At 72.9% G+C, this 13,420-nt stretch carries 13 protein-coding genes and 1 pseudogene; 5 read left to right on the top strand and 9 right to left on the bottom strand.

Features of this window, described 5'->3' with window-relative positions; genetic code table 11:
* Nucleotides 1-5: 5 nt before the first annotated feature.
* From ACZ4UV_RS11295 to ACZ4UV_RS11285, 3 genes are all read left to right on the top strand, one after another.
* Nucleotides 6-1,490 (top strand): glycosyltransferase family 4 protein, encoded by a 1,485-nt coding sequence (locus ACZ4UV_RS11295; RefSeq protein WP_467837466.1) that lies wholly within the window; start codon nucleotides 6-8, stop codon nucleotides 1,488-1,490.
* An 89-nt stretch (nucleotides 1,491-1,579) separates the two neighbouring features.
* On the top strand, nucleotides 1,580-2,902 hold the full coding sequence (locus ACZ4UV_RS11290) for a nucleotide sugar dehydrogenase (RefSeq protein WP_451018970.1): 1,323 nt from the start codon (nucleotides 1,580-1,582) through the stop codon (nucleotides 2,900-2,902).
* Between the two features lie 75 nt (nucleotides 2,903-2,977).
* Nucleotides 2,978-4,192 (top strand): glycosyltransferase, encoded by a 1,215-nt coding sequence (locus ACZ4UV_RS11285; protein ID WP_467837464.1) that lies wholly within the window; start codon nucleotides 2,978-2,980, stop codon nucleotides 4,190-4,192.
* Here ACZ4UV_RS11285 and ACZ4UV_RS11280 read toward each other — a convergent pair.
* The 3 genes from ACZ4UV_RS11280 to ACZ4UV_RS11270 form a co-directional block, all read right to left on the bottom strand.
* Nucleotides 4,089-4,430, bottom strand: coding sequence for a VOC family protein (locus ACZ4UV_RS11280; protein ID WP_451018968.1), 342 nt, complete (start codon nucleotides 4,428-4,430; stop codon nucleotides 4,089-4,091). The two genes, ACZ4UV_RS11285 and ACZ4UV_RS11280, sit on opposite strands and share 104 nt — an antisense overlap.
* A gap of 45 nt (nucleotides 4,431-4,475) precedes the next feature.
* Complete coding sequence (locus ACZ4UV_RS11275; RefSeq protein ID WP_451018967.1) at nucleotides 4,476-4,886, bottom strand: VOC family protein; 411 nt, start codon at nucleotides 4,884-4,886, stop codon at nucleotides 4,476-4,478.
* A gap of 102 nt (nucleotides 4,887-4,988) precedes the next feature.
* Complete coding sequence (locus ACZ4UV_RS11270; RefSeq protein ID WP_390037359.1) at nucleotides 4,989-5,414, bottom strand: PPOX class F420-dependent oxidoreductase; 426 nt, start codon at nucleotides 5,412-5,414, stop codon at nucleotides 4,989-4,991.
* A gap of 414 nt (nucleotides 5,415-5,828) precedes the next feature.
* Between ACZ4UV_RS11270 and ACZ4UV_RS11265 the strand changes: the two genes are divergently transcribed.
* Nucleotides 5,829-7,052, top strand: a complete 1,224-nt coding sequence (locus ACZ4UV_RS11265) for a serine hydrolase domain-containing protein (RefSeq protein WP_467837461.1) — start codon at nucleotides 5,829-5,831, stop codon at nucleotides 7,050-7,052.
* 7 nt (nucleotides 7,053-7,059) lie between these two features.
* Here the strand turns inward: ACZ4UV_RS11265 and ACZ4UV_RS11260 are convergent, their stop codons facing one another.
* Nucleotides 7,060-8,205 carry an NAD(P)/FAD-dependent oxidoreductase gene (locus ACZ4UV_RS11260; RefSeq protein ID WP_390037363.1) on the bottom strand — a complete coding sequence of 382 codons (1,146 nt, stop codon included), beginning with the start codon at nucleotides 8,203-8,205 and terminating at the stop codon, nucleotides 7,060-7,062.
* A 55-nt stretch (nucleotides 8,206-8,260) separates the two neighbouring features.
* Nucleotides 8,261-8,920 carry a GTP cyclohydrolase II gene (gene ribA / locus ACZ4UV_RS11255; RefSeq protein WP_362594758.1) on the bottom strand — a complete coding sequence of 220 codons (660 nt, stop codon included), beginning with the start codon at nucleotides 8,918-8,920 and terminating at the stop codon, nucleotides 8,261-8,263.
* 38 nt (nucleotides 8,921-8,958) lie between these two features.
* On the opposite strand from ribA, the gene ACZ4UV_RS11250 reads away from it, so the two are divergent.
* Nucleotides 8,959-9,717 carry a creatininase family protein gene (locus tag ACZ4UV_RS11250; protein ID WP_390037659.1) on the top strand — a complete coding sequence of 253 codons (759 nt, stop codon included), beginning with the start codon at nucleotides 8,959-8,961 and terminating at the stop codon, nucleotides 9,715-9,717.
* Nucleotides 9,718-9,818: 101 nt separating this feature from the next.
* On the opposite strand, the pseudogene ACZ4UV_RS11245 reads toward ACZ4UV_RS11250, so the two are convergent.
* From ACZ4UV_RS11245 to ACZ4UV_RS11230, 4 genes and pseudogenes are all read right to left on the bottom strand, one after another.
* Nucleotides 9,819-10,700 (bottom strand): annotated as a pseudogene (locus ACZ4UV_RS11245) (lysylphosphatidylglycerol synthase transmembrane domain-containing protein); the annotation flags it as partial.
* Nucleotides 10,697-11,638 carry an SAM-dependent methyltransferase gene (locus tag ACZ4UV_RS11240; RefSeq protein ID WP_467837458.1) on the bottom strand — a complete coding sequence of 314 codons (942 nt, stop codon included), beginning with the start codon at nucleotides 11,636-11,638 and terminating at the stop codon, nucleotides 10,697-10,699. The pseudogene ACZ4UV_RS11245 and the gene ACZ4UV_RS11240, both read right to left, overlap by 4 nt.
* A gap of 77 nt (nucleotides 11,639-11,715) precedes the next feature.
* The gene (locus ACZ4UV_RS11235) at nucleotides 11,716-12,909 is read right to left on the bottom strand and encodes a glycosyltransferase family 4 protein (protein ID WP_451018973.1); all 1,194 of its coding nucleotides are present in this window, start codon (nucleotides 12,907-12,909) and stop codon (nucleotides 11,716-11,718) included.
* A 5-nt stretch (nucleotides 12,910-12,914) separates the two neighbouring features.
* Nucleotides 12,915-13,313 (bottom strand): 6-pyruvoyl trahydropterin synthase family protein, encoded by a 399-nt coding sequence (locus ACZ4UV_RS11230; protein ID WP_093497951.1) that lies wholly within the window; start codon nucleotides 13,311-13,313, stop codon nucleotides 12,915-12,917.
* Between the last annotated feature and the right edge of the window lie 107 nt (nucleotides 13,314-13,420).

The following is a 13,420-nucleotide window of genomic DNA, read 5'->3' as shown; positions in this document are numbered from 1 at the left end:
GCGACATGGCCCGACGTCCGTCCCGGTACCTGCCGCGTGGTGTGCTGCGGTTCCCCCGTGCACTCAGCTTGGCCGCATCCGTCGCCTGGGGCGAGTTGCGGCACGACCCCGCCCGGGCCGCGCTGCTCGGCGTACGGCTGCTGCCGGGGCGGGTGCGGCGCCGGCTGCTGCCTGTGGAGAAGCGGCTCGCGGCCCGGGCCCGTACGGCCGGGCCCGCCGCCGCCCCGTCCGCTGCCCGGGTACCGGCGCCCGCCGGGCGGGCGGTGCGGCCCGAGCCGGGCCGGGTGCTCCATCTGGTCACCAACGGGCTGCCGTTCAAACACGCCGGCTACACCGTGCGCACCCAGGCCCTCGCCGAGGCCCAGCGGGCCGCCGGGCTCGACCCGCACGTGGTGACCCGGATCGGGTTCCCGGTGGCGCAGGGCGTCCTGGACGCCCGCCCGTCGCAGGTCGTGAACGGGGTGCCGCAGCACCGGCTGCTGCCGTACGGGCTGCCCTACGGCCAGGGGGCGGTCCTGGCCCGCAACGCCGAGCTGGCCGGGCGCCTGGTGGAGCGGCTGCGGCCGGCGGTGCTGCACGCGGCCACCGACCACGGCAACGGGCGGGTGGCGCTGGCCCTGCGGGAGACCTACGGGCTGCCGGTGGTGTACGAGGTGCGGGGGTTCCTGGAGGAGACCTGGCTGACCCAGGCGCCCGGCCGCAGTGCGGACGACCCGTCGTACCGGGCCCGGCGTGCCCTGGAGACGTACTGCATGCGCGGGGCCGATCTGGTGCTGACGCTGGGCGCGGCGATGAGGGCCGAGATCGTGGCCCGCGGGGTGCCCGGGGAGCGGGTCCTGATCGTGCCCAACGCGGTGGACGACGCCTTTCTCGCGCCGCCGCCGGACGGGGCGGAACTGCGTGCCCGGCTCGGCATCGCGGCGGACGACTTCGTGGTGGGCACCGTGAGCAGCCTTACTCCACACGAGGGAATCGGAACATTGCTCCATGCGGGTGCCGAACTGCGCCGTCGGGGTGTCCCGCTGCGGCTGCTGATCGTCGGCGACGGGCCCGAGCGCGGCAGGCTCCAGGCACTGGCCGAACGGCTCGGGCTGGGCTCCGGCGCCGCCCTGTTCACCGGACGTGTGCCGCACCACCAAGTGCGCGCCTACCACGCTGTTCTGGACGTCTTCGCGGTGCCGCGCACCGACGAACGGGTCTGCCATCTGGTCACCCCACTCAAGCCGGTCGAAGCGATGGCGAGCGGTCTTCCCGTGGCGGCCAGTGATGTCACAGCCCTACGAGAACTGGTGAAAGACGAAGTGAACGGACGGCTGATCCCGCCTGAATCTCCGCAGGCTTGGGCAGAAGCTCTCGAAGTATTGCTCTACAGTCGAAATCGGCGGCATGAATGGGGAGCATCCGCCCGCGCGCTGGTGGCGCGTGAACGCACCTGGAAAAGGGTCGCTGCCACGACCCGAGACGCGTACCGCGCTCTTGGATGTGTCTGAGACCCCGCGCCCGGAACCGCTCACCGTCCGGGCTCTTCGGATCCATACGGCGTCTGCCGTTGCTGCCGTCGAGGGCGGAGTGAATCCCTATGCAGGTCGAAAAGGCCGTACCGCTCGGGGAATCGAGCGCATCGCTCGGGGATGAGGAACAGACCGACAGTTACGAACTGGCCGTCATCGGACTCGGCTACGTCGGGCTCCCGCTCGCGCGGGAGGCGTCGCTGGTCGGCCTGAGAGTGGCCGGGCTCGACCTCGACCCACGGGTCGTGGAGGGCCTCAACGCCGGGCACTCCCATGTGGACGACGTCTCCGACGAGGACGTCGCCCGGATGCGGGCGGCCGGGTTCACCGCGTACACCGACGACAAGTGCCTGGACCGGGCGCAGACCGTGGTGATCTGCGTGCCGACCCCGCTCAGCGAGGACGGCGGCCCCGACCTGAGCGCGGTGACCTCCGCCGCGCGGGCGGTGGCGGGCCGGCTGCGCCGCGGGCGGCTCGTCGTCCTGGAGTCGACCACCTATCCGGGCACCACCGAGGAGATCGTCAGGCCGCTCCTGGAGGAGTCGGGGCTGCGGGCCGGCGAGGACTTCGCGCTGGCCTTCTCACCGGAGCGCATCGACCCGGGCAACACCACGCACGGGCTGCGCCAGACACCCAAGGTGGTCGGCGGCTGCACCCCGGCGTGTGCGGCGAAGGCCGCCGCCTTCTACGGCAAGCTCGTCGACACGGTCGTGCAGGCGAAGGGCACCCGCGAGGCCGAGATGGCCAAGCTCCTGGAGAACACCTACCGGCACGTCAACATCGCCCTGGTCAACGAACTGGCCATCCTCTGCCGCGAGTTGCACGTCGACGTGTGGGACGCGATCCGCTGCGCCGGGACGAAGCCGTTCGGTTTCCAGCCCTTCCGGCCGAGCGCCGGGGTGGGCGGGCACTGCATCCCGATCGACCCCAACTACCTGTCTTACAAAGTGCGTTCGATCGGCTACGAGTTCCGGTTCGTGGAACTCGCCCGGGAGATCAACGCGCACATGCCGGAATACGTCGTCCGGCGCGCCCAGGACCTGCTCAACCACGAGGGCCGGGCGCTGCACGGCTCCCGGGTGCTGCTCCTCGGCGTCACCTACAAGCCGGACGTCGCCGACCAGCGCGAGGCACCGGCGGTGCCGGTGGCCCGGCTGCTGCGGGAGCGGGAGGCCGAGATCGCCTTCCACGACCCGTTCGTACCTGCCTGGTTCGTGGACGGGGAGGCCGTGCCGCGGGTCACGGACGTCATGGCCGCGGTGCGGTCGCACGACCTGACGATCCTGCTCCAGGACCACTCCGCCTACGACCTCCCGGCCCTCGGCGACGAGGCCCGCCTGCTCTTCGACACCCGGGGGCGGATCTTCCGGCCCGGCGTCGAGGTGCTGTAGCCGACCCGTGTAGCAACTCCCCTTCCGTGGCTCGGAGTCGAAGGGCTCCGAGCCACGGAGCCGAAAGGCGCTCAGATGCGGATACTCGTCGTCACCGTCGTCCACCACCCCGAGGACGCGCGCATCCTGCACCGGCAGATCACCGCGCTGCGGGACCGCGGACACCACGTCGTCTACGCGGCGCCGTTCTCGGCCCGCGAGGTGCGGCCCCGCCCGGACCTCGAAGGCATCGACCTGCCGCGGGCCGCGGGCCGCAGCCGCCGCGCGGCCGTGGGCGCGGCCCGGACCCTGCTGGCCCGGCGCGGCCACGAGGCGGACCTGATCCTGCTGCACGACCCGGAGCTGCTGCTGGCCCTCCCCGGCACCCTGCGCCGCTGGCGGCGGTCCGGCACCGGTCCGGTGGTCGTCTGGGACGTGCACGAGGACACCGCGGCCGCGCTCGCCATGAAACGCTGGGTGCCGGGAGCGCTGCGGCCACCGCTGCGGCTCGGTGTCCGCGCGGCCGAACGGCTGGCGGAGCGGCATCTGCGACTGCTGCTCGCCGAGGACGCCTACCAGGAGCGGTTCCGCCGCAGCCATCCCGTGGTACCGAACTTCACCACCGCCCCGACCACGGCACCGGAACCGCCGGGCACCGAACGGGTCGTCTACGTCGGTCACCTGTCACGGGCGCGCGGCGCGCTGGACCTGATAGAGACGGCCCGGCACCTGGGCCCCGGCCTGCGCGTCGAGGTGGCCGGCGCGGCCGACCCCGACGTCCGGGACGCGCTCACGGCCGCCAACCGGGACGGCGTCCTGCGCTGGCACGGCTTCCTGCCCAACGACCGTGCCCTCGCCCTGTTCCCGGGCGCCCTGGCCGGCCTCTCCCTCCTGCACGACCAGCCCAACTACCGCCATTCCCGGCCCACCAAGGTCGTGGAGTACATGGCCCACGGCGTCCCCGTCATCACCACGCCCACCCCGCTGGCCGCGGACATGGTGGAGCGGCACGGCTGCGGGCTCGTCGTCCCGTACGAGGATCCGCGGGCTGCGGCGGAGGCGATCCGCAGGCTGAGCACCGACGCGATCCTGCGTCACACCGCGGCCCAGCGCGGCCGTGAGGCGGCCCTCACCCACTTCAACTGGCCGGACAAGGCGGCAGAGTTCACGCAGTGGCTGGAGACCTGGGTACGGGAGGAGACCGGTGCTAGGCGCGCGGGTGACGCGGCTCGTACAAGGCGACCTCGCCTCCGCCCGGCAACCGGAAGCCCGTCACCCGGCCCCAGGCCGCGACCTGGACAGGTCGGCTGAACTCAACTCCCTTGCCGGTGAGTTCGGTGACCGTCTCGTCCAGGTCGTCGCACATCAGCATCAGTTCGTGCGAGGGCTCGCCGTCGGCCGGATGGCACGCCACCTCGGCCGGCGGCAGCCGGAAGATCAGCCAGCCGTGCCCCACGTCGACGTGCGGCCAGTCCAGCACGTCCCTCAAAAAGGCCCGGTCCGCCTCGGCGTCGCGGGTGTAGATCACCACATGTGCCCCATTGATCACGCGCGGAGGCTAGTCCCGGGAGGCCGGGACGGCAAGGACCTCGCGTCACGCGTTGGACCAGCCGCGCTCGCAGAGCACCAGCCGGTACCCGTCCGGGTCCTCGACCGTGACGCCCCACCGGTTCCAGTACGGGTTCGGCGAGGGCACCCGCTTGCCGCCGTGCTCCTCCAGCCGGGCGACCAGGTCCGCCGGCACCGGCCCGTCGACGTAGACGACCAGCAGGTCCTCCTCGGTGGGCCGGGGCTCCACGGGCCGGGCGGGCTCGTGCACCAGTTCCAGATGCCAGTCGGCGTCCGGCCAGCCCAGCATCAGCAGGTCGTGCTCGCCGGGTTCCGGCCCGCCCTCGGCCCGCCACAGCACACCGAGCCCCAACCCCCGCACCCAGAACCGCTCGGCCACCGCCAGGTCCCGGGAGGGCCGGGCGATCCGGATGTGACTACGGCCGTTGACGGACATCGTGACCTCTTCCCGAGCTGCCGTTTCCTCCTCCGCAGCCTAGGTGTGCGCCGCTCGCGCGGCCATCGGCCGATCGCCCTGCACCACAGGTCCTAGGCCCCGTCAGGCGCGCGGCATGCCGTACGCCCGCTCCACGCGCAGCCGCAGCACCAGCCGGCGGTCGCGGACCATCGCGGCGCGGTAGTCGTCCCAGTCGGGGTGCTCGCCGCGGACGTCGCGGTAGAGGCGGATCAGCTCCTCGACGGTCGCGTCGTACGGGTCCTCCGCCACCGGCGACAGCTCGGCGATGCCCTCGGCGACCGTGTAGGCCCAGCGGTCGGGGCTCGTGACGTGGTACGAGGCGCGGGGGTCGCGGCGCAGGTTGCGGGTCTTGGCGCGGTCGTCGGTGATCGACACGCGCACGGTCCGCTCGTCCGGGTCGTAGGCGTGGTTGACGTTGGACAGCTGGGGGCGTCCGTCGCTCTTGAGGGTGACCAGCACCCCGTCGTGTCCTTCGCCGAGCAGCTTCAGAAGAGCTTCCTGGGTCATGTCAGGTGGAACCCCGCCGCGTCCGTCGGGCATTCCCGCCGTCGCTTCCCCGCCCTTCTCGGACGTCCCCCGGCCATCGCACGCCGGTGCCGCACCCAACCGGCCGTGCGCGGAGAGTGGCCGTCGGGCCACAGTGCGGTCGCGCCGGGCGCACAATGTGCCGCGCCGAGCCGGGTGTGCCCGGAGTCGGCGCGGGGCGGCGCGGGCATGTACGAACTGATGAGCCATCATGACCTGCCATACGACTCGGGCGCCCGGCCGTGCTCGGCGTGGCGGCGGCGCGTCCGTTTCCGGGGTCCCCTCTATAGCGTCCGTCACACCACACGTGGATGAGCGGGACCGTTCCCCTCTTCCTGCGCGACGATGAGGTCCGAGGTCGGACCGCACCGCGGACGACACGACCCAAGGAGAGCGATGGCACAGCTGCGACAGGAAGTCGACCCCGGTGAGGTGGGGCTGGACGTGAAGGCGCTCGACCGCCTCGACCAGCACTTCGCCCACTACGTCGACGAAGGGCGGCTGCCCGGTTACCTGGTGGCCGTGGCACGCGGCGGCCGGGTCGCCCACCTCACCGCCCAGGGCCACCGCGACCGCGCGGCCGGGCTGCCGGTCGAGGCGGACACCATCTGGCGGGTCTACTCCATGACCAAGCCGGTCACCGCGGTCGCCGTGCTGCTGCTCATGGAGGACGGGCTGCTGTCGCTGGACGACCCGGTCGACCGCTTCCTGCCGGAGTTCGCCGCCCCGCGGGTCCACGTCTCCGGTTCGGGCGACGACATGGTGACCCGGCCGGCCGACGGCCCGATCCGGATCCGCCATCTGCTCACCCACACCGCCGGGTTGACCTTCGCCTTCTACCACACGCACCCCGTGGACGCCTGCTACCGCGAGGCGGGCCTGGAGTTCTCGGTGCCGTCGGGCGCGGACCTCGCCGAGGCGATGGCGGTGTACGCCCGGATGCCGCTCCAGTTCGAGCCGGGCGCCCAGTGGAACTACTCCGTCGGCTTCAACGTGCTCAGCCGGGTCGTCGAGGTGGCCTCCGGGCAGCGGCTCGACGAGTTCTTCGCGGACCGGATCTTCCGTCCGCTCGCCATGCCGGACGCGGGCCTGCACATCGTGCCCGAACAGGCCGACCGGCTCTCGGAGTTGTACGGCGAGACGGAGGGCGGCGGCATCGAGGTGATCCCCGGGCTGCCGTTGCGCGGCCGCCCCCGCTTCCTGTCCGGCAGCGGGGGTCTCGCGGCCACGGCGTACGACTACCACCGTTTCATGGAGATGCTGCGCCGGGGCGGCGAACTGGACGGCGTCCGGCTGCTGTCCCCCGCCTCGGTCGGGCTGCTCGCCGCCAACCACCTGCCCGGCGGGGCCGACCTGCGGACCTACGGCGCCCCGGTCCACCGGGAACCCGGCAACGACGGGCTCGGCTTCGGCCTCGGCGTCTCCGTGGTGATCGACCCGGACCGCACCCTCTCCCCGAGCAGCCCCGGCGCCTACGGCTGGACCGGCGCGGCCACCACCGCGTTCTGGGTCGACCCCACCCACGACCTGACCGTGCAGTTCCACACCCAGCTCCGGCCGAAGACCCTGAAGGTCTTCCCGGACCTGCGCCGGCTGGTGCACGAGGCGATCCTGGACTGAGCGTCGTTCACACGAGGTTCGACTCCGGACGTGGGGCGCCGGCCGCGAACCGGCCGGCGCCGAGCGGGCGGACGTCCAGGAAGGGGGCGCGGCCCAGGTAGAGGTCGCGCACCACCTCGCCGACCGCCGGTGCCTGCAGGAAGCCGTGGCCGGAGAACCCGGTGGCGTACAGGAACCGGGAGACCGAGGGTGCCTCGCCGATCAGCGCGTTGTGGTCGGGGGTGTTCTCGTACAGGCCCGCCCAGCCGCCGGTGCGGCGCAGGTCGAGCAGGGCCGGGGCGCGGCGTTCCATCGCCGCGTACAGGCGCGGGATCCACCGGTCGTGGGTGTCGGTGGCGAAGCCCGGCCGTTCGTCGGGGTCGGACATGCCGAGCAGCAGTCCTGGGCCCTCGGCGTGGAAGTACAGGCTGGTGGTGAAGTCGATCGTCATCGGGAGCGTCGGCGGCAGTCCCGGTACCGGCTCGGTGACCGCGATCTGCCGGCGCAGCGGCTGCACCGGCAGATCGACGCCGGCCATCGCGCCGACCGCCCGCGACCAGGCGCCGGCCGCGCAGATCACGGTCTCGGTGACGATCCGGCCGAGAGTGGTGTGCACGGCGGTGATGCAGGGGCCGTCCCGTTCGACGCCGGTGACCTCGGTGTGGCGCAGGACGCGGGCGCCGTGGGCGCGGGCGGCGGCCGCGTAGCCGTGCACGACGGACTCGGGCGTGCAGTGACCGTCGTCCGGGGAGTAGGCGGCGGCCAGCAGTCCGTCGGTGGCGATCAGCGGGGAGAGCCGGGCCGCCTCCTTCGGGGTGAGCATCCGGCTGGGCACGCCGAGGTGGTTCTGCAGCCGGACGCCCGCCTCGAAGGAGGCGACCTCCTCGGGGGTGGAAAGGAGAAAGAGGTAGCCGACGCGGTGCAGTCCGATGTCGTACCCGATCTCCTCGCCGAAGCGGGCGAAGGCCTCTAAGCTGCGCGCGCCCAGCTGGATGTTGAGCTCGTCGGAGAACTGGGCACGCACACCGCCCGCGGCCTTCGAGGTGGATCCGGCGGCGAGTTCGTCGCGTTCGACGAGGACGACGTCGCGGACGCCCGCCCTCGCGAGATGGCAGGCGATGCTGGTGCCCATCACCCCGCCGCCGACGATCACGACCTGGGCCCGAAGATTCACGCGTGTCCCTCCTGTCGGTCTCCCCCGATCCTTCCCCGGGAGGCCGCCCGGTACCTCAGGACCAGTGCGCCACCGCGTCCAGGTGGGGCAGCACGTGGTCGAGACGCTCGCGCTTCGTCCGCAGGTAGGTGATGTTGTTCTCGCACGGCTCGATCAGCAGCGGGACCGTTTCGGCGACCTCGATGCCGTGCCGTACCAAGGACTCTCGTTTGCGCGGGTTGTTGGACATCAGGCGTACCGAACGCACCCCGAGGTCGCTCAGGATGCCGGCGGCGACGCCGTAGTCACGGGCGTCCACGGGCAGTCCGAGCGCGAGGTTGGCCTCGACCGTGTCCAGGCCCTCCGCCTGCAGGGCCATCGCGCGCAGCTTGGCCAGCAGGCCGATGCCGCGGCCCTCGTGACCCCTCAGGTAGACGACGATGCCGCTGCCTTCGGTGACGACCGCGCGCAGCGCGGCGGCGAGCTGGTCGCCGCACTCGCAGTGCTGGGAGCCGAACGCGTCCCCGGTCAGGCACTCGGAGTGCAGCCGGGTCAGCACCCGGTCGCTGTCGATGTCCCCGTACACCAGGGCGACTTGCTCGTCACCGCGGTCGTGGTCCAGGTAGCCGATCGCCTGGAACTTCCCGTAGACGGTGGGCAGCGGTGCATTCACGACGCGTTCCACGCCCGAACGCCGTGGGGACTTCTTGCCGAGTACGCCGATGTTCTCTGTCATGATCTGATTCCTAAGAGGAGACGAAAGGCCGTGAAATGATGAGTGGTTCGGGCGCGCGTACGGCGGCATACGGCTTGGTGCCGACGGACACTACGGAAGAGGTACGGACCAGGGGGGCGGGCGTTTCAACACAGGTCGCCGTCCTTCCCGTGGGGAGCTTCGAACAGCACGGCCCCTACCTTCCGCTCGCGACGGACACCCTCGTCGCCTGTGCCGTCGCCCGGGAGATCGCCGCCGCGTACCCGGTGCACCTCCTCCCTCCGGTGACGGTCTCCTGCTCGCACGAGCACGCGGCCTGGCCGGGGACCGTCAGCATCTCCGCGGTGACGCTGCACGCGGTGGTGAACGACATCGCCGGCTCGCTGCGCCGCTCGGGCGTCGAGGCGCTGGTCGTGGTCAACGGCCACGGCGGCAACTACGTGCTGGGCAACGTCGTACAGGAGGCGTCCGCGCGGGGCGAGCGGATGGCGCTGTACCCGGCCGCGGAGGACTGGGAGGCAGCCCTGGAGCGGGCCGGGGTGGAGACCTCGGCGCTCACCGACATGCATGCCGGAGAAATCGAGACCTCCATTCTGCTGCACGCTCATCCCGAATTGGTCCGCCCTGGTCACGAGTCTGCCGATTTCATCGCTGACGACCGTCGTCATCTCCTCACCCTGGGAATGTCCGCCTATACCGAGTCGGGCGTCATCGGCCGTCCTTCCCTGGGCTCGGCGGAAAAGGGGAAGGAACTCCTGTCGAGCCTCGCGGATTCCTTCGGCGCGATTTTCGAACTGCTCACCGCCGGGCGGGAGTAGCGCAGCCCCGCGTACCAGCGGACGACCAGGACCACCAGACCCGGCAGGGCCGCCACGAAGCTGAGGACGCCGTAGACGACGGCGGTGGCGAGCCCGCTGTCCGCGCCGAGGCCGGCCGCGGCGAACGCCCAGGCGGTGACGCCCTCCCGGGGGCCCCAGCCGCCGACGTTCAGCGGCAGGCCCATCGCGACCAGCGCCAGGACCGCGATCGGCGTCAGCGCCGCCACCGAGGCGGTGGAACCCGCGACCCGCGCGGCCACCACGAACATCCCGACGTGCCCGGCGAGGATGACCGCCGAGGACAGTGCGACGCCCGGCGCGTTCCGCCGCGACAGCAGCGCGCGGCGGGCCTCGCCGAGGGTGGCGCGCAAGGCACCGGCACGCTTGCCCGGGGCCTTGTTCATGCGGACGGCGACCACGATCGCGCACGCGCCGGCCAGCCCGGCCGCCGCCAGCGGGGCGAAGCTGCGCACCTCGGCGCGCACCGGCGAGGGCAGGATCAGCAACGCGGCCGCGCCGAACACCGTCAACGCGATCTGTCCCGCGGTGCGTTCGAGGACGACGGCGCGGACCCCGCGGCCGATGTCACCCTCGCTCTGCCCGTGCCGGACCGCCCGGTGCACGTCGCCGAGCACCCCGCCGGGCAGGGCCGCGTTGAGGAACAGCGCCCGGTAGTAGTCGCCGACGGCGGGCCCGAGCGGCAGCCTGAGGCCGAGGCTGCGGGCCACCAACTGCCAGCGCCAGGCGCTCAGTACGGTCGTGACCGCGCCGACCGCCAGGCCGACGACCAGCGTCGGGGTGTCGATGCGGCGCAGTCCGTCGAGGAAGACGCCGGTGCCGAGCCGCCACAGCAGCACGGCGATGATGGCGGCCCCGGCGACGGTGCCCAGGTGGGTGCGGACGGCGCGGAGGTTGAGCCGCCGGGGCGCGGCGAGCGTGGCGGCGACGGGCGCGGCCTCGCGGACCAGGGTCGGGGTGCTCATGCGGTGCCTCCGGTCGGCCGGGCGAGCGCGAGCAGGTCGCTGTGGTGCACGACGACCCGCAGTTCGCCGGCCGTGTTGGCGGCGAGCCGTTCGGCCAGGTAGGCGTCGGCGCGGCCGGCCAGTTCGGGGCGCTCCTCGACGGCCGCGCCGACCCAGCCGCGCAGCCACTGCTCGGTGAGCGCCTTCTCGTCGGGGCCGAGCCGCCACGCGCTGGGGTGCACCTTCACGGTGGCGCCCCGGTCGGCGAAGGCCTCGCAGGCGGCGGTGACGGCGTCCGGGCCGAGCAGTCCGCCGCGCCGCTGATGGGCGTTGAACGCCTCGGTGAGTTCCGCGTCCAGCGGGTGGGCGGGGGTCAGCTCGACCCGCCCGGCGACCGAGAGGGTGAGCAGCGCGGGGCAGCCGGCCCCGGTGCAGGCCTCGGCGAGTATGTCGACCTCCTCGCGGGTGAGGACGTCCAGGAGCGCGGACGCGGTCACCAGGGAGGCGCCGATCAGCGCGTCGGGGGTGAGCCGGGCGACGTCGCCGCGCCGGGTCTCCACGGTGACCCGGCTGCCGTCGGCGGCCGCGCGGGGCGAGGCGACCGCGGCGAAGTGCAGCAGGTACGGGTCGCGGTCGTGCAGGATCCAGTGCTGGGAGCCGTCCAGACGGGGTGCGAGCCAGCGGCCCATCGAGCCGGTGCCGCAGCCCAGGTCGTGCACGACGGTCCCGCCCGCCTTGCCGGGCAGGTTGGCCAGCCGGATCCGCAGCGGGTCCAGCAGCTCGTGCGCCCGGGCGGCCGCGTCCGCGCTCTCCCGCAGCTCCAGCCACTCGGGGGCGTAGCGCGGCGGCTCCTCCGGCCCGGTCTCCCGCAGCCGCACGGTGGCCCGTTCGCCCGGACGGACGACGGGACCGGCTCCGGCGATCACCTCGGAGGGCGCCTGTTCGCGTTCTCGTCCCATTCCCGCATCCGTAACATCCATCGGTCCCGGCTGCGCGGGTATCGCGCCGACCGGAGTAGTGGTCGTGGTCTCGCTGGTCATGCCGCCCTCCGGGGTTCGTCAGGGAGCCGCAGCAGGACTCCGGCGAGGCTGCGGGCGGTGGTCGCCCAGCCGTCGAGTGCCGCCCGCCGGCCGCGCGCGGCGGCCTTGAGGCGGCGGCGTACGTCCGCCTCGCCGAACCAGCCGCGCAGTTCGGCGGCGAGCGCGGCGGGGTCCTCCGGCGGCACGAGGATGCCGGGCACCCCGCCGTCGGGGGCGCGGCCGACCGCTTCCGGCAGGCCGCCGACATCGGTCGCGAGCACCGGGATGCCACGGGCGAGGGCCTCGGTGACGGCCATGCCGTAGGTCTCGGCGTACGAGGTGAGGACCATCAGGTCGGCGGCCGCGTAACTGGCGTCCAGGTCGGCGCCGGCGCGCGGGCCCGCCAGGTGCAGCCGGTCCGTCAGCCCGTGCTCCGCGATCAGCGACCGCAGGTGGGCGACGTACTCGGGAGCCGCGTCGAGACCGCCGACGCAGGTGCAGGTCCACGGCAGGTCCCGGACCGCCGCGAGCGCCTCGACGAGCCGGTGCTGGCCCTTGCGCGGGGTGACGGCGGCGACGCACAGCAGGTGCGAGACGCCGTCGGTGCCGGCGGCCAGCGGGGCGATGTCGGCGCCCGGGGCGGCCACATGGACCCGCTCGGGGGCCAGGCCGTGGTGCGAGACCAGCCGTCGTACCGCCCAGTCGCTGGTCGCGATCACGGCCGGTACGGCGCGCAGCACCGTGCGCTCGCGGGCGTCCAGGTCGGCTGCCACGGCCGCGTCGAGCCCCGTCTCGGCGCCGAGCGGGAGGTGCACGAGGACGGCGAGCCGCAGCCGCTCCGTCTCCGGTACGACGATCTCCGGGACCCCGCAGGCCACCAGACCGTCCAGCAGGACGGCCGTGCCGTCGGGCAGTTCCCGCAGGGTGCGGGCGAGGGCGTCGCGGGCGGCCGTGTCGGGGCGCGGCCAGGAGCCGGGCACCGCGTGCTTGGTGACCTGCCAGCCGAAGCCGGGCAGGTCGAGGCAGACCCGCCGGTCGTAGGCGTTGCCGCCGCTCGGGTTGGCCGGGTCGTCGACGCCGCCGGGCATGACGAAGTGCACGTTGCGCAGGGACATGGGGAGGATCCCGATGTTCGCCGGAGTCTCGCTGTCGGTGGTGGACACGCGCTGTGCGGGCACGTAGGTGAGGGCCGGTTTGCGGCCGACGGTCATGTCGGTCACAGGGCACGCTCGTAACTCGCCCAGGCGACGTGGGACTCGTGGAGGGTGACGGTCAGCCCGGCGAGGCCCCGGGCGCCCTCGCCGAGCGCGCCCTTCTCGATGCGCTCGGCGAGCCGGTCGGCGATGACCTTCGCGAGGAACTCCGTGGAGGTGTTGATCCCGGCGAAGTCGGGCTCGTTGTCCAGGTTTCTGTAGTTCAGCTCGCTGACCACGGCGCCGAGTTCCTGGGTGGCAAGACCGATGTCGACGACGATGTTGTCGTCGTCCAGCTGCTCACGGCGGAAGGTGGCGTCCACCAGGAACGTGGCGCCGTGCAGGCGCTGCGCGGGCCCGAACACCTCGCCGCGGAAGCTGTGGGCGATCATGATGTGATCGCGGACGGTGATGCTGAACAACGGACGACCCTCCAGGTGCGGCGCGTCTGGTCCCCCGGCTGATCCCTGCCGGGGGATGCCCTTAATACGGCTCTTGGCTTCCCCGCGTTCAGTCCACTCTCACTCTT

This window comes from Streptomyces sp. NPDC028289, from assembly GCF_055565975.1.
Note: the sequence above shows the minus strand (reverse complement) of the source record. Positions and strands in the feature narration are given on the sequence as shown.